Raw genomic sequence first — 20,474 nt, forward strand, 5'->3', positions numbered from 1 at the left:
GTCACGTGCGGACGGTTCCGTACGGAGGTGGGGCGCGGCGGCGCGGCTCGCTTCGGGGGCGCGAGCGCAGGGGATGGTGCGGGGGCCCTCTAGAAGGCGCGCATTCGACACAGACAACGAGCACCGGGCGTCATGGTCGCCTCGGTCGCAAGGGTGCGGCTGCTCGTCGTGGTCATGCGATCAGTAAAGCAGACGTATGGTGCTGACCGGGAGCGGGGTGTCCGGATGCTGGACAGACGTGGACACCTTGGCGCGGGGGTGGGGTGAGCCCGGCGTCCGGGGGTTGATACCGGCGTAATAGGGTCGCCGCATGCTTGTTGCCCTCACCGTGGTGACGTCCGTCGCCGCGCTGCTGCTCGCCGCGTGGTGCGGCTGGGCGGCGTACCGAGATCAGCCGACCAAGGACTGGCACTTCATCGGGATGGCCGTGGTGACGGTGCTGGCCGTCGTCCAGCTCGCCGTCGGCATCGTGCAGCTCGCCCGGGGCGACAAGCCGGATCAGGGGACGACCATCTTCGTCGCCTATCTGCTGGGGGCCTTCGCGTGTGTGCCCGCCGCCGCGTTCATGTCGCTGGCCGAGCGGACGCGGTGGGGGTCGGTGACGGTCGCGGCGAGTGGCGTCGTGCTGGCGGTGCTGGAGGTGCGGCTCTATGACATCTGGGGAGGCTGAGACCGTGGGGGGACGCCGGTTGATCAGCGGGCCGGGTCTGCTGCTCGTCTGGTTCTACGGGGTGATGGTCGTCGGCGCGGTGTCGCGGTCCGCGTACCAGATCGCCACGGAGTTCGACCGGGCGCCGCTCGCGTACTCCCTGTCCGCCGTCGCCGGGGTCGTGTACGGGTTCATCACGTACTCGCTCGTGCGCGGCGGGGAGACGGCCCGCAAGGCGGCGCAGGTGTGCTGCGCCGCCGAACTCGCGGGGGTGCTGATCGTGGGGACGTGGACGCTGGTGGAGCCGTCGGCGTTCCCGGACTCGACCGTGTGGTCGGACTACGGGATGGGGTACGTGTTCATCCCGGTACTGCTTCCGCTGTCCGCCCTGTACTGGCTGAGGAAGGCGCCTTCTCAGAGGGGTGCTTGAGGATCGGTCGCGACTGCTGCGCCATCGTGGCTTGTCGCGCAGTTCCCCGCGCCCCTAAAAGACAAAGGCATCCGCGCTCACGCCGTTTTGGCGTACTCCCCCGCCTGTTTCTCCAGGACGATCATCGGGACGCCGTCCGTGCCCTCCGAGGTGCCTACCGTTTCGTAGCCGACCTTGCGGTAGAGGCGGAGGTTGCCCTCGCTGCGGTGGCCTGTGTGGAGGCGGAACTTTTTGGCGCCTCGTTCCTCTGCCAGGGCCGCTTCGGCCGCTCGCAAGAGCCTCGCTCCGATGCCGTGGCCCTGGAGGCGGGGGTGGACGCAGAGTTTGCCGATCGAGGCCGCGCCGTCGTCCGTGATGTGGCCCCGGACGGAGCCGACCACCTCCTCGCCCAGGCGGGCGACGAAGACGCAGTCGGTGGTCAGCTCCTCGCGGACGGAGTCCAGGGACTGGACGAGCGGGTCGATGCGGTAGTTGCCGTACAGGGCGGCCTCACTCTGGAAACACAGGTACTGAAGCCTGAAGATCTGCTCGGCATCCTGCTCGGTCGCGCCCGAGATGGTCACGCTCATGCCCATGTGCGCACGCCTCCCGCTCATCTGATCGTCGGTAGTTCTCCACTCCTATCCCCGCGCTCGCCCGGTCGCAACCTCCCGGACACTCAGTAGTGCTGTGACATACCCGACGTCACGAGTTCCGGAAGTCCTCGCGGGCCAGCACACCGGTGTCCGGGTTGTCGGTGAAGACCCCGTCGATGCCGGTCGCGAAGTACGTGCGGTACGCGCCGAACACGTCGCCGTACCCGTCCGCGTCCGTGCCCTTGCGGTACTCCGCCGGGAGGAAGGGGTTCTCGTTGCGCATCGTGTAGGGGTGCAGGATCAGGCCGGCCCGGTGCGCGTCGCGGACCAGCGTCGTCGGCTTCGTGAGCCGGCCGTCCGCGTCCCTCGGGATGATCAGGTTGAGGGTCGGGCCGATGCCCTGCGCGTACCCGGCGATCTCCCGCAGGCCCTGGGGGGTGATCAGGTCGGCGACGGTACGGGGGTCGCCGGACTCGACGAAGTCCCAGGGGCGGGACTCGGCCGCGTCCAGGAGCACGACGAGGGGGTTGCCGACGAGCTTGTTCAGCCGCTGGATGCTGGTCGGCTCGAAGGACTGGAGGATCACCGGGGAGTCGCGGCGGTCCTTGCCGTGCTTGCGCAGCAGCTTCGCGACGCGCTCCTCCAGGCCCAGGCCCAGCTTGCGGAAGTACGTGGGGTGTTTGGTCTCCGGGTAGATCCAGACCTGCTTGCCGCGCTTACGCGTCTGCTCGTCCTGCCACTTCAGGACCTCCTCGAAGGTCGGGATCTCCCAGCGGCCGTCGTACAGCGTGTTGTGCGGGCGGTTCGCCGGGATGCGCTCGACGGCGCGCAGCCGCTTCAGCTCCGCCAGCGTGAAGTCCTCCGTGAACCAGCCGGTGACGGTGACGCCGTCCAGGACCTTCGTGCGCTTGCGGTCCTTGAACTCCGGGTGCGCTGCGACGTCCGTCGTGCCGCCGATCTCCGGCTCGTGGCGGCAGACGATGTGGCCGTCCTTCGTGGGGACCAGGTCGCCCGCCTCGACGATGTCCGCGCCCATGTCCAGGGCGAGTTGGTAGGAGCCGAGGGTGTGCTCCGGGCGGTAGCCGCTGGCTCCCCGGTGACCGATGATCGTCGGCACGGGCAGGGACTTCAGGCCGTGCCCCTTCGACGTGCCCGCCGCTCTCGCCGTACCCGCCGTGCCTATGACCGTTCCCGTCGCGCCCAGTACCGCCGCGCCCAGCAGTGCGCGCCGGCCGGTCCCCCGCGTGCCCTCGTCCTGCGTCGCCATCGGCTCTCCCCTATCGTCGTCGGCTCGTGCGTGCGCGCTGATCGTAGAGGCGTGAACATGGCTACCGGGAGAACACGAACGGGTTTCGCAGCCGTCCCGCAGGTAAACCCGTGTCAACACTGCGTAAGACCTCGGCGTCCCGATGTGCGTCACCCGGGTAGCCGAGAGTAACGTGCCTACCTGCACGGACTTATACACAATCCCTTGACATCGGAGGGCCCGTTGTCCCGCTTCGCGCTCCTTAAGGCAGTCGTCGGACCGGTCATGCGCCTGTGGTTCCGGCCGCAGGTGGAAGGAGTCGAGAACATTCCGGGGGACGGGCCTGTCATCCTCGCGGGCAATCACCTCACGTTCATCGACTCCATGATCCTGCCGCTGGTCTGCGACCGGCAGGTGTTCTTCATCGGGAAGGACGAGTACGTGACGGGGACGTCGCTCAAGGGGCGCCTCATGGCGTGGTTCTTCACCGGGGTCGGGATGATCCCCGTCGACCGCGACGGGGGGCGTGGGGGTGTCGCCGCGCTCATGACCGGGCGGCGGGTGCTCGAAGAGGGCAAGGTGTTCGGGATCTATCCCGAGGGGACGCGGTCGCCCGACGGGCGGTTGTACCGGGGGCGGACCGGGATCGCTCGGCTGACGCTGATGACCGGGGCGCCGGTGGTGCCGTTCGCGATGATCGGGACGGACAAGTTGCAGCCGGGGGGTGCGGGGATTCCTCGGATGGGGAAGGTGACCGTGCGGTTCGGGGAGGCGATGGAGTTTTCCCGGTATGACGGGATGGGGCGGGATCGGTATGTGCTGCGGGCTGTGACGGATTCGGTGATGGCTGAGGTCATGCGGTTGTCGGGGCAGGAGTATGTGGACGTGTATGCGACTAAGGCCAAGGCCGCGTAGGGGTTCGCTCCGAAGGGGGTGACTGAGGTGGTTTCGCGGCTGCGGGTGCGCTGTGGCTTGTCGCGCAGTTCCCCGCGCCCCTAACAGCAACCAGCCACCCCCCGTTTTTTAGTCGAGCTTCCTGTCTCGCAGCAGGAACCACGCCGCCGCCGACGCCGCCAGCAAGACCGCCGCTCCTACTCCCGATGCCAGCGCCAGGCCGTCCATGAAAGCTTCCCTCGCTGAGGTCAGTAGGGCTTCTGCCGTGTGAGTTGGGAGCGTTGTCGCTACTTCTACCGCGCCTCCCAGGGATTCGTGCGCTGCCGCCGAGGTGCCTGCCGGGGACTCGAAGCCTCTGTACACGCCCGTCACTATCGAGCCCAGGGCCGCGATGCCCAGGGCCGCGCCCAGTTCGTACGCCGTTTCTGACACCGCTGATGCTGAACCTGCCCGTTCCTTGGGGACCGAGGACAGGATGACGTCCGCTGTCACGGTGAAGGAGAAGCCTGCTCCGGCGCCCACCAGTAGCAGGGCTGCGCCAAGGAGTGGGTAGCCCGTTGAGGTGTGGAGTTGGGTCAGGGTTGCCAGGCCGATGCCTATGGCCGCTAGGCCTCCCGAGACCACTGCTCGTACCGAGAAGCGGCGGGCCGCTCGGCCGGCGATCAGGCCTGCCGCCACCGCGCCTATCGCTGCGGGGAGTTCGGCCAGGCCCGCTTCCAACGGGCGGCGGTTCTGGACGAGTTGGAGGTACTGGGAGAGGAAGAAGACCACGCCGGAGAGGCCGAGGATGGTCAGGAGGTCGGCGAGGACCGCTCCGCTGAAGCCCCGGTTGCGGAACAGGTGCATGTCCAACAGGGGGGTGGGGAGGGTGAGTTGGCGGCGTACGAAGGTGTACAGCGCTGCCGCGCCGAGGGCGGCCACCGCGAGGGTGACCGGCGTGATGCCGTGGACCGCCGCCTCCTTCACGCCGTACACGACCGCGACCATGCCGACGAGGGAGAGCAGGACGCTCGGGAGGTCCCAGGGGCCGGGGTTCGGGTTGCGGGACTCCGGGAGGAGTTTCGCGCCGATGAGGACCAGGGCGGCCATCACCGGGAGGTTGATGAGGAAGACCGAGCCCCACCAGAAGTGTTCGAGGAGGAAGCCGCCGATGATCGGGCCGACTGCCGTACCGGCGGAGGCGGTTGCTCCCCAGATGCCGACCGCGAGGCTGCGTTCGCGGGGGTCCGGGAAGAGGTTGCGGATCAGGGCGAGGGTCGCCGGCATGAGCGTCGCGCCGGCCACGCCCAGCAGCGCGCGGGCCGCGATCATCAACTCCGGTGTCGTGGCATAGGCGTTGAGGATCGATATCAGGCCGAACGCGGTCGCGCCGATGAGCAGGATGCGCTTGCGGCCGATGCGGTCGCCGAGGCTGCCCATGGAGACGAGCAGTCCGGCGATGACGAAGGAGTAGACGTCGCCGATCCACAGCAGTTGCGTGCCGGACGGCTTGAGGTCCTCGCTGATGTACGGGGTCGCGAGGCCGAGGACGGTGGCGTCCACGGCCACCAGCAGCACGGCGAGCACGAGGACGGCGAGGCCGAGCCAGCGGCCCGGGCGGTGCACCGCCTCCGTCGTACCCGTCGTCTGCACGGTGCTGGTCATGCCTCTCTCCTTAGCGCGCCGCCGAGCAGCAGCTCGACGGTCATGTGGTGGAAGTCCTTGGGGGCGCTCTTTCCGCACTGGATCATCCAGGCGGCGGCCCCGAGCAGGCCGTACAGGGCCTCGGTCAGCCAGGTGGGGGCGAGGTCGATACGGAACTCGCCGGCGAGCTGGCCGCGTCTGAACAGCGCCGCGACCCGTTCGTCGATCCGCGCCCAGCCCTCGTTCAGACCCTCGCCCTCGAAGAGCTGGTTCTCCGTGTAGAGGAACGCCATCAGCGCGGCGGAGGGTTCGAGTTCGCGGACCAGGCGGCGCAGGGCGTCCTCGGCGGTTCCCTCGTCGAGCCGTGCCGCGTCCAGCGCGGTCTCGCACTCTTCGATGCCGTGCGCCTCCAGGGCGCGGACCAGTGCGTCGCGGCCCGCGAAGTGGCGGTGCAGGGTCGCTCTGCCGATGCCGGCCGCTTTCGCCACCTCGTCCATCGTGGCGGTGGCCTTGCGGGTCAGGAGGGCTGCGGCGGTGCGCAGTACGTGGTCACGGTCGACGGCCATGAGACGACCATAGCCCATGTGAGACGTTGGTGTCTCATTGGGGGCGTGGTCGTCTCATGGCTTTCTGTGCGGGGAGAGGGTGGCGGGGGTCAGTGCCAGGGCAGGGCGCTTCGGGTCGCCCAGTACGTCGCCGGGGGTTCCGCGAGCGTCGCCAGCGCCGCCTTCTGCTCGTCGTCCAGGGTGACCTTCTCGGCCTTCAGGTTCGCCGTGAGCTGGGTCGTCGTCGCCGCGCCCGAGAGGGCGAAGCCGGTCCAGGGCTGGGCGAGGATCCAGGCCAGGGCTATCGCGTCCGGGCCTACGCCGGTTTCCTCCGCGATCTTTCGTACGGCCTCGGGGGCCTCGTCGCCCGCGAGGCGGCCGTTTGCCATGCCCTCCTTCACGATCACCGTGAGGCCTGCCGCGTGTGCCTCCGCGAGGGCCTCGGACGCCGACGTCTCCAGCACGTTGTACGTCGACTGGACCGTGCTGAACAGGGGTTCTCCGGCGACCGTGATCGCCAGGGCCGCTCTGATCGCGTCCGACTGGGCCGGGCCGCTCGTCGAGAAGCCTACGGGGGTGCCGGACTCGGCCAGCCGCTCGTGCAGGGTGCCGGACAGCTCGACCGTCAACTCCAGGTCCACCTCGGGATGTTCGTACCGGAACCCCTCCAGGATCTCCGGCAGCCGGGTCAGTACGAAGTCCTCCGACGCGCCGAACCTGAGCCGGCCCCGCAGGCGCGCGCCCGTGAAGAACGCGGTCGCCTGCTCGTGCACCGCGAGGATGCGCCGCGCGAAGCCGAGCATGGCCTCGCCGTCCTCCGTCAGCTCGACGGAATGCGTGTCCCGGGTGAACAGGGTGCGGCCGACCGCGTCCTCCAGACGGCGTACGTGCTGGCTGACGGTCGACTGACGCAGCCCGAGCCGCCGGGCGGCCTGCGTGAAGCTGAGGGTTTGGGAGACGGTGAGGAAGGTACGCAGGTGGGACGGGTCGTACATGGGTCCAGGGTAGTGGTTATCGCCGGTTGCGATAACAGTGAGTGCCGTATGGCGGATTCCCGATCACGGGCGGAGGGAGCAGCATGGAGAGGGGCGGTTGCGCCCTCGTTCTCTGTACGGACAGCACCTACGAACGCGCACGTGGAGCACAGTGAAACGCCTGCGATGGCCCAGCCGGATGCCGATCGACCCCTACATCCTTCTCCTCCTGGGGACCGTGGGCCTCGCGGCGCTGCTCCCGGCCCGCGGAACGGCCGCCGCCACGGTCTCCGGCTTCTCCACCGGCGCCATCGCCTTCCTCTTCTTCCTGTACGGCGCCCGCCTCTCGACCCGCGAGGCGATGGACGGCCTGCGGCACTGGCGGCTGCACGTCACCGTCCTGGCCTGTACGTTCGTGATCTTCCCGCTGCTGGGCCTCGCGACCGGCGCGCTCGTCCCGACGATCCTGACGCACCCCCTCTACCAGGGCGTCCTCTTCCTCACCCTGGTCCCCTCGACGATCCAGTCCTCCATCGCCTTCACCTCGATGGCCCGCGGCAACGTCCCGGCGGCCATCTGCGCGGGCTCCTTCTCCTCCCTGATCGGCATCGTCCTGACGCCCGTGCTGGCGGCCACCCTGCTGGGCAGCGCGGGCGGCGGCTTCTCGGCGGACTCCCTGCTGGAGATCGTCCTCCAGCTCCTCGTGCCGTTCCTCGCCGGGCAGCTGACCCGGCGCTGGATCGGGGGGTTCATCACGCGGCACAAGAAGATCCTCGGACTCGTCGACCGGGGCTCGATCCTGCTGGTCGTCTACTCCGCGTTCAGCGAGGGCATGGTCCGGGGCATCTGGCACCAGGTGAGCCCCGGGCGGCTCGGGGCGCTGCTCGTCGTCGAGGCCGTGATCCTCGCGGTGATGCTGGCGCTCACCTGGTACGGCGGCAAGGCGCTCGGCTTCGACCGCGCCGACCGGATCGCGATCCAGTTCGCGGGCTCCAAGAAGTCCCTGGCGTCGGGGCTGCCCATGGCCAGCGTGCTGTTCGGGGCGCAGGCATCCCTCGCCGTGCTGCCGTTGATGCTGTTCCACCAGATGCAGCTGATGGTGTGCGCGGTGATCGCCAAGCGGCGCTCCCGGGACGAGGCCGTGGAGGTCTCCGGGCAGCCGGAGACCCCGCCCGCCGGCGACCGGGCGGGAACGCTGACGGAGAGCCGCCGGTGACGGACCCGGCTACGCCAGGGGTGCGGGGCTGACCGTCTCGATCCGCTCCGCCCCCGCGTACACGTTCATCGAACTGCCCCGCAGGAAACCGACCAGCGTCAGCCCCGTCTCCTCGGCCAGGTCCACCGCGAGGGACGACGGCGCGGAGACCGCCGCCAGCACCGGAATCCCCGCCATCACCGCCTTCTGCGCCAGCTCGAACGACGCGCGCCCCGAGACCAGCAGCACACTGCGGGACAGCGGCAGATCGCCGTTCTGGAGGGCGCGTCCCACGAGTTTGTCGACCGCGTTGTGCCGGCCCACGTCCTCGCGGATGTCCAGGAGTTCGCCCTGGTCGCTGAAGAGGGCGGCGGCGTGCAGACCGCCCGTGCGGTCGAAGACCCGCTGGGCCTCCCGCAGCCGGTCGGGCAGCGCGGCCAGCAGGTCGACCCCGATCCGGACCGGCGGTTCGTCGCGGATGGGCCAGCGCGCGGTGGTCCGTACCGCGTCGAGGCTGGCCTTTCCGCACAGGCCGCACGACGACGTCGTGTAGACGTTCCGTTCGAGCGTGATGTCCGGTACGACGACCTGGGGGGTGGTGCGGACGTCGACGACGTTGTACGAATTGCCGCCGTCGACGGTCGCGCCCGCGCAGTACACGATGTTCTGGAGATCCCCGGCGTGCGCCAGGACACCCTCGCTCACCAGGAAACCCGCGGCCAGCGCGAAATCGTCGCCCGGGGTGCGCATGGTGATCGCGAGGGGCTTGCCGTTGAGGCGGATCTCCAGCGGCTCCTCCGCCACCAGCGTGTCGGCGCGCGTGGACACGGCCCCGTCCCGGATACGGACCACTCTGCGGCGTTCGGTGACTCGTCCCATGCCGTTCATTGTCCCGCAGGGCCCCCGCGGGGCGGAACGATCGGTCCGACCGTTCGGCGCTCGGTGCATACCGCTCACCGCATACGATCGACGCGGTGCCTTCTCAAGTGGCCGGAAGATTCCTACGGTTCCGGATTCATGAGTCCCCCCATCGCGCCGCCCGGCTGGAGCCGCTGGCTCGTTCCCCCGGCCGCCCTCTCCGTACATCTCTCGATCGGCCAGGCGTACGCCTGGAGCGTGTTCAAGCCGGCGCTGGAGTCCGCGCTGGACCTCAGCGGGACACAGAGCGCGCTGCCGTTCCAGCTCGCCATCGTGATGCTGGGCCTGTCCGCCGCGTTCGGCGGCACCCTCGTCGAACGCAACGGGCCGCGCTGGGCGATGACCGTCGCGCTGGTCTGCTTCTCGACCGGGTTCCTGGTCTCCGCGCTGGGCGCCGCGACCGAGCAGTACTGGCTGATCGTGTTCGGGTACGGGTTCATCGGCGGGATCGGGCTCGGCATCGGCTACATCTCCCCGGTGTCGACGCTGATCAAGTGGTTCCCGGACCGGCCGGGCATGGCGACGGGCATCGCCATCATGGGCTTCGGCGGCGGCGCGCTGATCGCCTCGCCGTGGTCGGCGCAGATGCTGGAGTCGTTCGGCCGGGACAGCGAGGGCATCGCGCTCGCGTTCCTCGTGCACGGGCTGACGTACGCGGTGTTCATGACGCTCGGCGTGCTGCTCGTGCGGGTGCCGAGGCCGGTGGAGGCGGCGTCCACGGTCTCTGTTTCTGTCTCAGGGCCGCAGGTTTCCGCCAACAGTGCTGTGCGGACACCGCAGTTCTGGTGCCTGTGGGTCGTCCTGTGCATGAACGTGACCGCCGGGATCGGCATCCTGGAGAAGGCCGCGCCCATGATCACGGACTTCTTCGCGAACACCTCGCAGACGGTCACCGCCACGGCCGCAGCCGGGTTCGTGGCGCTGCTGTCGGCCGCGAACATGGCGGGCCGCATCGGCTGGTCGTCGGCGTCCGACCTGATCGGCCGCAAGAACATCTACCGCGTGTACCTGGGCGCCGGCGCGCTGATGTACGCCCTGATCGCGACCTTCGGCGACTCCTCGAAGCCGCTGTTCGTGGTCTGCGCGCTGGTCATCCTCTCCTTCTACGGCGGCGGGTTCGCCACGATCCCCGCGTACCTGAAGGACCTGTTCGGCACCTACCAGGTCGGCGCGATCCACGGGCGGCTGCTCACCGCCTGGTCGACGGCCGGCGTCCTCGGCCCGCTGATCGTCAACTGGATCGCCGACCGGCAGGAGGAGGCCGGCAAGGACGGCGCCTCCCTCTACACCGTCTCCCTGTTCATCATGATCGGCCTGCTCGCCGTCGGCTTCGTCGCCAACGAGCTGGTCCGCCCCGTCCACCCCCGTCACCATGTGACGGCCGCTCCGAAGGAGGCCGCCGATGTCCGAGCAGAGTCCGCCTGACCGGCGTCCGCTGATCGTCTTCGCCTGGGTGTGGGTGGGGGCGCCGCTGGCCTATGGTCTCTACGAGCTGGTGCAGAAGGCCACGAAACTGTTTACCGGCTAGTACGGCCGGTACGGGAGCCGGGGCGCTCCCCGTTGTGAGGGAAGCTGACAACAGGTGCGCCCGTTTCCTGTCGCTTCACCTGCCCGCCTACCCGTGAGTCACTGACCAGACTGGGGAATCCCGCTACCCAAGGCCACGAGGGGACCCCAGATGAACGGCTCTCGCATCGCCGCCGTCGGTCACTATCAGCCCGCCAGGCTGCTCACCAACGCGGAGCTGGCGGGCATGGTCGACACCAGTGACGAATGGATCTCGTCACGGGTGGGCATCCGCACCCGCCATATCGCCGGCCCCGACGAACCCGTCGACGAACTCGCCGCGCACGCCGCCGCCAAGGCCCTCGCCGCCGCCGGGCTCGGCCCGGGCGACATCGACCTCGTGCTCGTCGCGACGTCCACGGCCGTCGACCGCTCGCCCAACATGGCCGCCCGGGTCGCCGCCCGCCTCGGCATCCCCGGGCCCGCCGCGATGGACCTCAACGTCGTGTGCGCCGGGTTCACCCACACGCTGGCCACCGCCGACCACATCGTGCGCGGCGGCGGGGCGAGCCGGGCGCTGGTCATCGGCGCCGACAAGATGTCCGAGGTCACCGACTGGACCGACCGCACGACCTGCGTCCTCGTCGGGGACGGGGCGGGCGCCGCCGTCGTCGAGCGGTCCGAGGAGGCCGGGATCTCGCCGGTGCTGTGGGGGTCCGTGCCGGAGATGGGGCACGCCGTGCGCATCGAGGGGCAGCCCGCGCGGTTCGCGCAGGAGGGGCAGAGCGTGTACCGGTGGGCCACGACCCAGTTGCCGCCGCTCGCCCGGCAGGCCTGCGAGCGCGCCGGGCTCGCGCCGGCCGACCTCGCGGCCGTCGTGCTGCACCAGGCCAACCTGCGGATCATCGAGCCGCTCGCGGAGAAGATCGGGGCGGTGAACGCGGTGGTCGCGCGGGACGTCGTCGAGTCCGGGAACACGTCCGCCGCGAGCATTCCGCTGGCGTTCTCGAAGCTGGTGGAGCGGGGGGAGATCTCCAGCGGGGATCCGGTGCTGTTGTTCGGGTTCGGGGGGAATCTGTCGTACGCGGGGCAGGTGGTGCGGTGCCCGTAGGGGTGCGGTGCTCGTAGGGGGTGTCGGTGGCGGGTCCGCGGCCTCGGGGCGGGCTGTTTCGCGCCGTAGACTGTAGACGAAAGACAATCGATACTGGCTCTCCGATGCAGGCGCGTGATGCTTGGGGCGCTGCCCAGGAGGGGACGCGATGTTGACGTCTGGACTGCCGCACGGTTCGGTGCCCCGGCTGGAGCGGCCCGGGCCCCTGCGGGACCGCGTCTACGAGGCGCTGCTCGAACTGATCATCACGCGCGCGCTGCGGCCCGGCCAGCACCTCGTCGAGAGCGAACTCGCCGGGCACCTCGGGGTCTCGCGCCAGCCCGTGCGGGAGGCGTTGCAGCGGCTGAACACCGAGGGGTGGGTGGACCTGCGGCCCGCGCAGGGGGCGTTCGTGCACGAACCCACGGAGGAGGAGGCCGACCAACTCCTCACGGTACGCACGCTGCTGGAGGCCGAGGCGGCCCGGCTCGCCGCCGCGCAGCCGACCGACGCGGGGCTCGCGGAGCTGCGGGACATCCACGAACAGGGCCTCGACGCGGTCGCCCGCGACGACGTGGACGCGGCCGTCGCCCTCAACGCCCGCTTCCACGCGGTCATCATGGACCTGGCCGGCAACACGGTCCTCACCGGGCTCGCGGCGCAGGTCGACCGGCGGGTGCGGTGGTACTACACGCCGATAGCGCGGCAGCGGGGGCGCAAGTCCTGGGACGAACACCGGGAGTTGATCGCGGCGATCGCGGAGCGGGACGAGGAGCGGGCCACGCGGTTGATGCGGGAGCACACGGAGCACACGCGGCGGTCGTACCACGAGCGGGAGAAGTGAGAAGGCCCCACCCCTCTCGCGGGCTCCACTCCTCTCTCCTGGGCCCTACTCCTCGCGCATGCTTGCCAGTTGGACCCACACGCCCATCTCCTGCTGCTCCACCCTCGTCACCGCCGCCGCCAACCGCCGGTCCCTGGACGCCGGTTCGTCGTACGGCTCGCCGCCCGTCCGGTACAGCCTGCGCTCCGCCTCGATCGCCTCGCGGGCCTGGCTGAAGCGCAGGTAGTCGTCCTGCCAGTGGAAGACCGAGCGCAGCCCGGTGAGGACGACGACCAGCCCGCCCAGGACCGCGGGGACCTTGGCGTCGCCGGGGGAGAGGACGGCTGCCACGGGGATCGCGGCGCCGAACACGATCTGGAGGCACTCGGAGATCCGGTAGTACTTCCGGGCCTTCGCGGCGGCCTCGCGGTACCAGTCGTACGACGCGTCCGCGAGCGCCATCGCGTACCCCGGCTCCTCGCCCGTCCCCTCGCCCGTCTCCTGCGTCATGCGCGCGCCCCCTGTAGGTGATGGGTCATCAGCTGTATGCGATGGGTCATCAGCGTAGCCAACTCCTCGGACATTTCCCCCTCTTCGGAACCGGCGGACGATCTCTCACCGATCTTTGTCCTGTGAGTGGAGAAAGTCGGCGGTAATTCCTGCACAACTTCTTCCCAGCTCCGGCGCCCGCTGCTACGTTCCCTTCGAAAGCACGAACGGACGGCCGACGTGAGGCGGGGAGGGGCACGTGAGACGGATGACGGCACGGCCCGCGAACGCCCATCAGGCCAGGCTGCTGCACCTGTTGCGGGACGGCGGCCAGAGCTCCCGGGCCCAGCTCGGCGACCAGGTCGACCTCTCCCGGTCGAAGCTGGCCGTGGAGGTGGACCGGCTCCTGGAGACGGGACTGGTCGTCGCCGACGGCCTCGCCGCCTCCCGGGGCGGACGGCGCTCGCACAACGTGCGCCTCAACCCCGAACTGCGCTTCCTGGGCGTCGACATCGGCGCGACCTCGGTCGACGTCGCCGTCACCAACGCCGAGCTGGAGACGCTCGGTCACCTCAACCAACCGCTCGACGTCCGCGAGGGCCCCGTCGCGGTCTTCGAGCAAGTCCTCGCCATGACCGCCAAGTTGAGGGCCACCGGCCTCGCCGACGGCATCGACGGCGCGGGCATCGGCGTCCCCGGCCCGGTCCGCTTCCCCGAGGGCGTCCCCGTGGCGCCGCCGATCATGCCGGGCTGGGACGGCTTCCCCGTACGGGAGGCGCTCAGCCAGGAACTCGGCTGCCCGGTGATGGTCGACAACGACGTGAACCTGATGGCGATGGGGGAGCAGCACGCCGGGGTCGCCCGGTCCGTCGCCGACTTCCTCTGCGTCAAGATCGGCACCGGCATCGGCTGCGGCATCGTCGTCGGCGGCCAGGTCTACCGGGGTACGACCGGCAGCGCCGGCGACATCGGCCACATCCGGGCCGTACCGGACGGCAGGCCCTGCGCCTGCGGGAACCGGGGCTGCCTGGAGGCCCACTTCAGCGGCGCGGCGCTGGCCCGGGACGCGATGGAGGCGGCGCGGCAGGGGCTGTCCGCCGAACTCGCCGAGCGGCTCGCGGTGAGCGGCACGCTGACCGGCGCGGACGTCGCGGCGGCGGCGGTCGCCGGGGACACCACCGCGCTCGACCTGATCCGTGAAGGGGGGAGCCAGGTGGGGCAGGTCATCGCCGGGCTCGTCTCCTTCTTCAACCCCGGCCTGGTGGTGATCGGCGGCGGGGTGACCGGCCTCGGCCACAACCTGCTCGCCGCGATCCGTACCCAGGTCTATCGCCAGTCGCTGCCCCTGGCGACCGGCAATCTGCCCATCGTCCTGGGGGAGTTGGGCCCCGCCGCCGGAGTCATCGGCGCGGCCCGGCTGATCAGCGACCACCTGTTCTCTCCCGCGTAGGCGGCGTCCGCCGCCCCTCTGCACAGCGCTGCTCCCGTTCTGCCGCAATCGCTCAACCAGCTTGCCCCGCACTGGAGTTCACCCGTCCGGGAGTTCCGCCACGCCCTGACACCGGCCCGCACCGCCCGCCGAGGGGATCCACCATGGCACCTCAAGCACCGCTGCTCAGCATGTCCGGCATCACCAAGTCGTTCCCCGGCGTCCGGGCCCTGGACGGCGTCGACCTCGACGTCCAGGCCGGTGAAGTGCACTGTCTGCTCGGCCAGAACGGCGCGGGGAAGTCCACGCTCATCAAGATCCTGGCCGGCGCCCACCAGCCCGACGACGGCACGATCCGCTGGCGCGGCGAGGAGGTCACGCTGCGCTCCCCGATCGCCGCGATGCGCCTCGGCATCGCGACCATCTACCAGGAACTCGACCTCGTCGAGCACCTGTCGGTGGCCGAGAACGTCTACCTGGGCCACGAGCCGACGGCCGCCGGGTTCGTCGTCAGGTCCAGGTCGGCCAAAGCAGCAACCGCCGCTCTGCTCAAGCGACTTGGCCATCCGGAGGTCCAGCCGGGGAAGCTGGTCGGGGAGTTGTCGGCGGCCCAGCGGCAGATCGTGTCGATGGCCCGGGCCCTCTCGCACGACGTACGGCTCATCGTGATGGACGAGCCGTCCGCCGCGCTCGACCCGGACGAGGTCGACAACCTGTTCCGGATCGTCGCCGACCTCACCGCCGACGGGGTCGCCGTCGTCTACATCTCGCACCGGCTGGAGGAGATCCGCCGGATCGGGGACCGGGTGACCGTCCTCAAGGACGGCCGCGCGGTCGCCGGGGGGCTGCCCGCCGAGTCGACGCCGACGAGCGAAGTGGTCGCGCTGATGACCGGCCGCAACGTCGAATACGTCTTTCCGGACAGGCCGGTTGACGCACCGTCAGGGACTCCGGTGCTCGAAGTGCGCGGGCTCGCCCGGGACGGCGAGTTCGAGCCCGTCGACTTCGAGGTGCGGGCCGGGGAGATCCTCGGACTCGCGGGCCTGGTCGGCTCCGGGCGCTCCGAGATCCTGGAGACCGTGTACGGCGCCCGCAAGCCGACGGCCGGTCAAGTCCTCGTGGAAGGCAGGCAGTTGAGGCCTGGCAGCGTACCCGCCGCCGTCCGCGCCGGGCTCGGGCTCGCCCCCGAGGAACGCAAGGCGCAGGCCCTGCTGATGCTCCAGTCCGTCACCCGCAACGTCTCCGTGTCCACCCTCTCCCGCTTCGCGCGGGCCGGCTGGATCGACCGCACCGCCGAACAGGGCGCCGCCCGCGCCGCGACCCGCGAACTCTCCCTGCGCCCCGACAACCCGTCCGCCGCCGTGCGCACCCTCTCCGGCGGCAACCAGCAGAAAGCGGTCCTCGCCCGCTGGCTGCTGCGCGGCTGCAAGGTGCTCCTCCTCGACGAGCCGACCCGCGGCGTCGACGTCGGAGCGCGCGCCGAACTCTACGCCGTCGTACGGCGGTTGGCCGACGAAGGGCTCGCCGTGCTGCTCGTCTCCAGCGAGGTGCCCGAAGTCCTCGGCCTCGCCGACCGCGTCCTGGTCCTGCGCGAGGGCCGGGTCGTGCACACCGCCCCCGCCCGCGAACTCGACGAACACCGTGTCCTCGACCTCGTCATGGAAGGAAGCCCCGCGTCATGACGCAGCCCGTCTCCCCGCCGCGGGACAGCGCCGACAAGGTGCCCGCACTCGATCAACAGCCCGGCTGGCGCGCCGTGTTGGTCCGCGCGGACGTCCGTACGCTCTCCCTGGTCGGCGTCCTCGCCGTCCTGATCGCCATCGGCGGGATCACCAAGCCCGACGAGTTCCTCGACACCCGCAACCTCCAACTCGTCCTCACCCAGGCGTCGGTGATCGGTGTCGTCACCGTCGGCATGACCTTCGTCATCATCTCCGGCGGCATCGACCTGTCCGTCGGCGCGATCGTCGCCCTCTCCTCGGTGTGGGCGACCACCGTCGCCACCCAGGAGTACGGCTTCGCCGGCGTCCTGTTCACCGCCGTCCTCGTCGGCCTCGGCTGCGGACTCGTCAACGGGGTGCTCATCGCCTACGGCGGGATGGTGCCGTTCATCGCGACCCTCGCCATGCTCGCCTCGGCGCGCGGACTCGCCCTCCAGATCACCGACGGGCAGACCCAGATCGTCACCATCGCCGGCATCCTCGACCTCGGCGAACGCGACTCCTACGTCCTCGGCATCCCGCCGCTCGTCCTGGTGTTCGCGTTCGTGACGGTCGTCGGCTGGCTGCTGCTGAACCGGACCACGTTCGGGCGCCGGGCCGTCGCCGTCGGCGGCAACCCCGAGGCGGCGCGGCTCGCCGGCATCGACGTACGGCGCCAGCGCCTCTACCTCTACCTGCTGTCCGGGCTGTGCTGCGGGATCGCCGCGTTCCTGCTGATCATCCTGTCCGGCTCCGGCCAGAACACCAACGGAAACCTGTACGAGCTCGACGCCATCGCCGCCGCCATCATCGGCGGAACCCTGCTCAGCGGGGGTCGCGGCACCATCGTCGGCTCCGTCCTCGGCGTCCTGATCTTCACCACGATCACCAACATCTTCGCCCTGAACAACCTCCAGACCGACGTCCAGCAGATCGCCAAGGGCGCGATCATCGTCGCCGCAGTCCTCGTCCAGCGCCGAACCGCGAACGCGACCTGAGGAAAGGTTCTCACCGCCATGGCACACATCCCCAGCCGCAGAGGGCTGCTCCTCGGGAGCGCCGCCGTCTCGGCCGCCGCAGTCCTCACCGCTTGCACGAGCAACGAGTCGAGCGACGACAAGAACCAGGCCGCCGACAGCGGACAGCCCGCCGCCGACGACCAGCCCGGCAAACAGGTCACCGTCGGCTTCGCCGGGCCCCAGGCCGACCACGGCTGGCTCAACGCGATCAACGACCAGGCCAAGAAGCGCGCCCAGAAGTACTCCGACGTCACGCTGGAGATCACCGAGGGCTCCAACGACACCGCCCAGCAGATCGGGCAGATCGAGACCCTCATCAACAAGAAGGTCGACGTCCTCGTCATCCTGCCCGCCGACGGCAAGGCCCTCACCCAGGTCGGCCTCAAGGCGATGCGCGCCGGGATCCCCGTCGTCAACCTCGACCGGATCTTCAACACCCCCCAGGCGTACCGCTGCTGGATCGGCGGCGACAACTACGGCATGGGCTTCAACGCCGGCCGCTACATCGGCGAGAAACTCAAGGGCAAGGCGAACGCGAAGGTCGTCGAACTCGCCGGCATCGACAACCTGGAGCTGACCCGCCAGCGCACCCAGGGCTTCGACGACGCCCTGAAGAACTACCCCAACATCCGCAAGGTGGCCCGCCAGGCGGCCGACTTCACCGTCGAGTCCGGACAGGCCAAGATGGCCCAACTCCTCCAGGCCCAGTCCCAGTTCGACGCCCTGTGGAACCACGACGACGACCAGGGCGTGGGCGCCCTGCGCGCCGTCTCGCAGGCCGGGCGCGACGACTTCCTCATGGTCGGCGGCGCGGGCGCGCTCTCCGCGATGCAGGCCATCAAGCAGGACAACGGCGTCCTCAAGGCGACCGTCCTGTACCCGCCGACGATGGCCGCCTCCGCGATCGACCTCGCCCGCGCCCTCGGCCAGGGCAAGGGCGTCGGCGGACTCGCCGAGCTGGAGATCCCCGCCTCGATCACCCTGTACTCCGCCGTCGTCGACAAGGCCAACGTCGACCAGTACCTGCCCACCGGCTTCAGGTGACAGAACCGGCCGGGCCCAGGGGAGCGGCCCGGCCCGCATCCCCCCACCGCGCGCACCACGACGAGGAGGACCACCGCATGGAACAGCCGCAGGAGCCGAGGGAGTCGGCCGCGGAACCGGGGAAGCCGCCGCTGCGCGTCGGCATGGTCGGCTACGCCTTCATGGGCGCCGCCCACTCCCAGGGCTGGCGCACCGTCGGCCGGGTCTTCGACCTCCCCCTCACCCCGGTCCTCGCCGCGATCTGCGGGCGCGACCCGGACGCGGTACGCCAGGCCGCCGACCGGCACGGCTGGGAGTCCGCCGAGACCGACTGGCGCGAGCTGATCGCCCGCGACGACATCGACCTCGTCGACATCTGCACCCCCGGCGACAGCCACGCCGAGATCGCCCTCGCGGCCCTCGCGGCCGGCAAGCACGTGCTGTGCGAGAAGCCCCTCGCGAACACCGTCGAAGAGGCCGAGGGCATGGTCCGCGCCGCCGAAGAGGCGTACGGGCGCGGGCAGTTGGCCATGGTCGGGTTCAACTACCGCCGGGTTCCCGCGACCGCGTTCGCCCGGCAGCTGGTCGACGCGGGACGGCTCGGCAGGCTGCGCCACCTTCGGGTGACGTACCTTCAGGACTGGCTCGTCGACCCCGAGTTCCCGCTCACCTGGCGGTTGCGGAAGGAGCTGGCCGGGTCGGGGGCGCTGGGGGACCTCGGTGCCCATATCGTCGATCTCGCCCAGTACTTGGCGGGGGAGCGGCTCGCCGGGGTGTCGGCGCTGACCGAGACGTTCGTCCGGGAACGTCCGCTGCCGGGTGGCGCCACGAGCGGCCTGTCCGCCGGGGGCGCCTCCTCCGGCACGGGGACCGTCACCGTCGACGACGCCGCCCTGTTCACCGGGCGGTTCGCCTCCGGTGCTCTCGCCTCCTTCGAGGCCACCCGCTACGCCACCGGCCGCAAGAACGCCCTGCGCATCGAACTCAACGGCGAGAAGGGCTCGTTGTGGTTCGACCTGGAGCGGCTCAACGAACTCTGGTTCCACGACGGCACGCTGCCCGACACCGAGGGCGGCTTCCGCCGCATCCTCGTCACCGAACCCGACCACCCCTACCTCGGCGCCTGGTGGCCCCCGGGACACGGCCTCGGCTACGAGCACACCTTCGTCCACCAGGCCCACGACCTCGTCCACGCCGTCGCCGAACTCCGCGCCCCCGAACCGTCGTTCGCCGACGGGCTCCAGGTGCAGCGGGTGCTCGCGGCGGTCGAGGAGAGCGCCGAGAAGAACTCCGTCTACACCCCGGTCAACTGAGGAGGCCCGAGCATGCCGCGCCCGTTCACCCTGTTCACCGGACAGTGGGCCGACCTTCCCCTGGAGGAGGTCTGCCGGCTCGCCCGCGACTTCGGCTACGACGGACTCGAACTCGCCTGCTGGGGCGACCACTTCGAGGTCGACAAGGCCCTCGCCGACCCCTCGTACCTCGAGTCCCGGCGCCAACTCCTCGACAAGTACGGCCTGAAGTGCTGGGCCGTCTCCAACCACCTGGTGGGGCAGGCCGTCTGCGACGCCATCATCGACGAGCGGCACCAGGCGATCCTGCCCGGCGACGTGTGGGGGGACGGCGACCCCGAGGGCGTACGGCAGCGGTCCGCCGAGCGGATGCGGGACACGGCGCGTGCCGCCGCCGCGTTCGGGGTCGACACCGTCATCGGGTTCACCGGGTCCGCGATCTGGCACCTCGTCGCCATGTTCCCGCCCGCGTCCGAGGCGATGATCGAGCGGGGGTACGAGGACTTCGCCGCGCGGTGGAACCCGATCCTGGACGTCTTCGACGCGGAAGGGGTGCGGTTCGCGCACGAGGTGCATCCCAGTGAGATCGCCTACGACTACTGGACCACCCATCGCGCGCTGGAGGCCGTCGGGCACCGGGCCGCGTTCGGGCTCAACTTCGACCCCTCGCACTTCGTGTGGCAGGACCTCGATCCCGTCGGGTTCCTCTGGGACTTCCGGGACCGGATCTACCACGTGGACTGCAAGGAGGCGCGCAAGCGGCTGGACGGGCGCAATGGGCGGCTCGGGTCGCACCTGCCGTGGGGTGACCCCCGGCGCGGGTGGGACTTCGTGTCGGCCGGGCACGGGGACGTTCCCTGGGAGGACGTGTTCCGGATGCTGCGGTCCATCGACTATCAGGGGCCGATCTCCGTCGAGTGGGAGGACGCCGGGATGGACCGGCTCCAGGGGGCGCCGGAGGCGCTGGCCCGCTTGAAGGGGTTCGACTTCGAGCCGCCGTCGAGTTCGTTCGACGCGGCGTTCTCCAGCTGAGGGGGGTGGGCTGGGTGGGCTG

Annotated in this window: 21 protein-coding genes; 14 read left to right on the forward strand and 7 right to left on the reverse strand. The window is 70.3% G+C overall.

The annotated features are described in order from the left end of the window. The first annotated feature begins 310 nt into the window (after window positions 1-310). Together AOK24_RS14060 and AOK24_RS14065 are read left to right on the forward strand one after the other, a co-directional pair. Entirely contained in the window at window positions 311-670 is a 360-nt protein-coding gene (locus AOK24_RS14060) for a hypothetical protein (RefSeq protein WP_055720400.1), read from the forward strand. Beyond that, complete coding sequence (locus AOK24_RS14065) at window positions 651-1,079, forward strand: hypothetical protein (RefSeq protein ID WP_055720401.1); 429 nt, start codon at window positions 651-653, stop codon at window positions 1,077-1,079. Before AOK24_RS14060 ends, AOK24_RS14065 begins: the two co-directional genes overlap by 20 nt. Before the next feature lie 77 nt (window positions 1,080-1,156). On the opposite strand, the gene AOK24_RS14070 is transcribed toward AOK24_RS14065, so the two are convergent. Together AOK24_RS14070 and AOK24_RS14075 are read right to left on the reverse strand one after the other, a co-directional pair. Then, the gene (locus tag AOK24_RS14070) at window positions 1,157-1,654 is read right to left on the reverse strand and encodes a GNAT family N-acetyltransferase (protein WP_055720402.1); all 498 of its coding nucleotides are present in this window, start codon (window positions 1,652-1,654) and stop codon (window positions 1,157-1,159) included. Window positions 1,655-1,763: 109 nt separating this feature from the next. Continuing rightward, a complete protein-coding gene (locus AOK24_RS14075; protein WP_055720403.1) occupies window positions 1,764-2,921 on the reverse strand; it encodes a glycerophosphodiester phosphodiesterase in 1,158 nt (385 codons plus the stop codon). A 222-nt stretch (window positions 2,922-3,143) separates the two neighbouring features. On the opposite strand from AOK24_RS14075, the gene AOK24_RS14080 reads away from it, so the two are divergent. Continuing rightward, complete coding sequence (locus AOK24_RS14080) at window positions 3,144-3,815, forward strand: lysophospholipid acyltransferase family protein (protein WP_055720404.1); 672 nt, start codon at window positions 3,144-3,146, stop codon at window positions 3,813-3,815. A gap of 108 nt (window positions 3,816-3,923) precedes the next feature. Here the strand turns inward: AOK24_RS14080 and AOK24_RS14085 are convergent, their stop codons facing one another. The 3 genes from AOK24_RS14085 to AOK24_RS50625 form a co-directional block, all read right to left on the reverse strand. Further along, window positions 3,924-5,438, reverse strand: coding sequence for an MFS transporter (locus AOK24_RS14085; RefSeq protein ID WP_055720405.1), 1,515 nt, complete (start codon window positions 5,436-5,438; stop codon window positions 3,924-3,926). After that, window positions 5,435-5,983, reverse strand: a complete 549-nt coding sequence (locus AOK24_RS14090; protein ID WP_055720406.1) for a TetR/AcrR family transcriptional regulator — start codon at window positions 5,981-5,983, stop codon at window positions 5,435-5,437. The genes AOK24_RS14085 and AOK24_RS14090 overlap by 4 nt, the downstream gene beginning before the upstream one ends. Before the next feature lie 89 nt (window positions 5,984-6,072). Continuing rightward, the gene (locus tag AOK24_RS50625; RefSeq protein ID WP_055720407.1) at window positions 6,073-6,957 is read right to left on the reverse strand and encodes an aldo/keto reductase; all 885 of its coding nucleotides are present in this window, start codon (window positions 6,955-6,957) and stop codon (window positions 6,073-6,075) included. A gap of 178 nt (window positions 6,958-7,135) precedes the next feature. On the opposite strand from AOK24_RS50625, the gene AOK24_RS14100 reads away from it, so the two are divergent. Next, complete coding sequence (locus AOK24_RS14100) at window positions 7,136-8,152, forward strand: bile acid:sodium symporter family protein (protein ID WP_055720408.1); 1,017 nt, start codon at window positions 7,136-7,138, stop codon at window positions 8,150-8,152. Window positions 8,153-8,161: 9 nt separating this feature from the next. On the opposite strand, the gene fdhD is transcribed toward AOK24_RS14100, so the two are convergent. After that, entirely contained in the window at window positions 8,162-9,010 is an 849-nt protein-coding gene (gene fdhD, locus AOK24_RS14105; RefSeq protein WP_055720409.1) for a formate dehydrogenase accessory sulfurtransferase FdhD, read from the reverse strand. 138 nt (window positions 9,011-9,148) lie between these two features. Here fdhD and AOK24_RS14110 point away from each other — a divergent pair, with 138 nt between their 5' ends. The 4 genes from AOK24_RS14110 to AOK24_RS14120 all read left to right on the forward strand — a co-directional run bounded on the left by AOK24_RS14110 (window position 9,149) and on the right by AOK24_RS14120 (window position 12,489). Beyond that, window positions 9,149-10,474, forward strand: coding sequence for an OFA family MFS transporter (locus AOK24_RS14110; protein WP_055720410.1), 1,326 nt, complete (start codon window positions 9,149-9,151; stop codon window positions 10,472-10,474). Then, window positions 10,452-10,577 carry an MFS transporter small subunit gene (locus AOK24_RS52280; protein ID WP_262414566.1) on the forward strand — a complete coding sequence of 42 codons (126 nt, stop codon included), beginning with the start codon at window positions 10,452-10,454 and terminating at the stop codon, window positions 10,575-10,577. The genes AOK24_RS14110 and AOK24_RS52280 overlap by 23 nt, the downstream gene beginning before the upstream one ends. 150 nt (window positions 10,578-10,727) lie before the next feature. Next, a complete protein-coding gene (locus AOK24_RS14115; RefSeq protein WP_055720411.1) occupies window positions 10,728-11,666 on the forward strand; it encodes a beta-ketoacyl-ACP synthase III in 939 nt (312 codons plus the stop codon). Between the two features lie 148 nt (window positions 11,667-11,814). Next, complete coding sequence (locus AOK24_RS14120; protein WP_055720412.1) at window positions 11,815-12,489, forward strand: GntR family transcriptional regulator; 675 nt, start codon at window positions 11,815-11,817, stop codon at window positions 12,487-12,489. A 45-nt stretch (window positions 12,490-12,534) separates the two neighbouring features. Here the strand turns inward: AOK24_RS14120 and AOK24_RS14125 are convergent, their stop codons facing one another. Continuing rightward, entirely contained in the window at window positions 12,535-12,978 is a 444-nt protein-coding gene (locus AOK24_RS14125) for a DUF4231 domain-containing protein (protein WP_055720413.1), read from the reverse strand. Window positions 12,979-13,225: 247 nt separating this feature from the next. On the opposite strand from AOK24_RS14125, the gene AOK24_RS14130 reads away from it, so the two are divergent. The 6 genes from AOK24_RS14130 (at window position 13,226) to AOK24_RS14155 (ending at window position 20,452) form a co-directional block, all read left to right on the forward strand. After that, window positions 13,226-14,407, forward strand: coding sequence for an ROK family transcriptional regulator (locus AOK24_RS14130; RefSeq protein WP_055720414.1), 1,182 nt, complete (start codon window positions 13,226-13,228; stop codon window positions 14,405-14,407). Window positions 14,408-14,550: 143 nt separating this feature from the next. Continuing rightward, a complete protein-coding gene (locus AOK24_RS14135; protein WP_055720415.1) occupies window positions 14,551-16,068 on the forward strand; it encodes a sugar ABC transporter ATP-binding protein in 1,518 nt (505 codons plus the stop codon). Beyond that, entirely contained in the window at window positions 16,065-17,084 is a 1,020-nt protein-coding gene (locus AOK24_RS14140; protein WP_055720416.1) for an ABC transporter permease, read from the forward strand. The genes AOK24_RS14135 and AOK24_RS14140 overlap by 4 nt, the downstream gene beginning before the upstream one ends. Before the next feature lie 18 nt (window positions 17,085-17,102). Then, the gene (locus tag AOK24_RS14145) at window positions 17,103-18,149 is read left to right on the forward strand and encodes a substrate-binding domain-containing protein (protein ID WP_055720417.1); all 1,047 of its coding nucleotides are present in this window, start codon (window positions 17,103-17,105) and stop codon (window positions 18,147-18,149) included. A 77-nt stretch (window positions 18,150-18,226) separates the two neighbouring features. Then, entirely contained in the window at window positions 18,227-19,441 is a 1,215-nt protein-coding gene (locus AOK24_RS14150) for a Gfo/Idh/MocA family protein (protein WP_055720418.1), read from the forward strand. Window positions 19,442-19,453: 12 nt separating this feature from the next. Further along, window positions 19,454-20,452, forward strand: a complete 999-nt coding sequence (locus AOK24_RS14155) for a sugar phosphate isomerase/epimerase family protein (RefSeq protein ID WP_055720419.1) — start codon at window positions 19,454-19,456, stop codon at window positions 20,450-20,452. The last annotated feature ends 22 nt before the right edge of the window (window positions 20,453-20,474 follow it).

The organism is Streptomyces niveiscabiei (genome assembly GCF_001419795.1).
In the GTDB taxonomy this organism is placed as follows: Bacteria; Actinomycetota; Actinomycetes; order Streptomycetales; family Streptomycetaceae; genus Streptomyces; species Streptomyces niveiscabiei.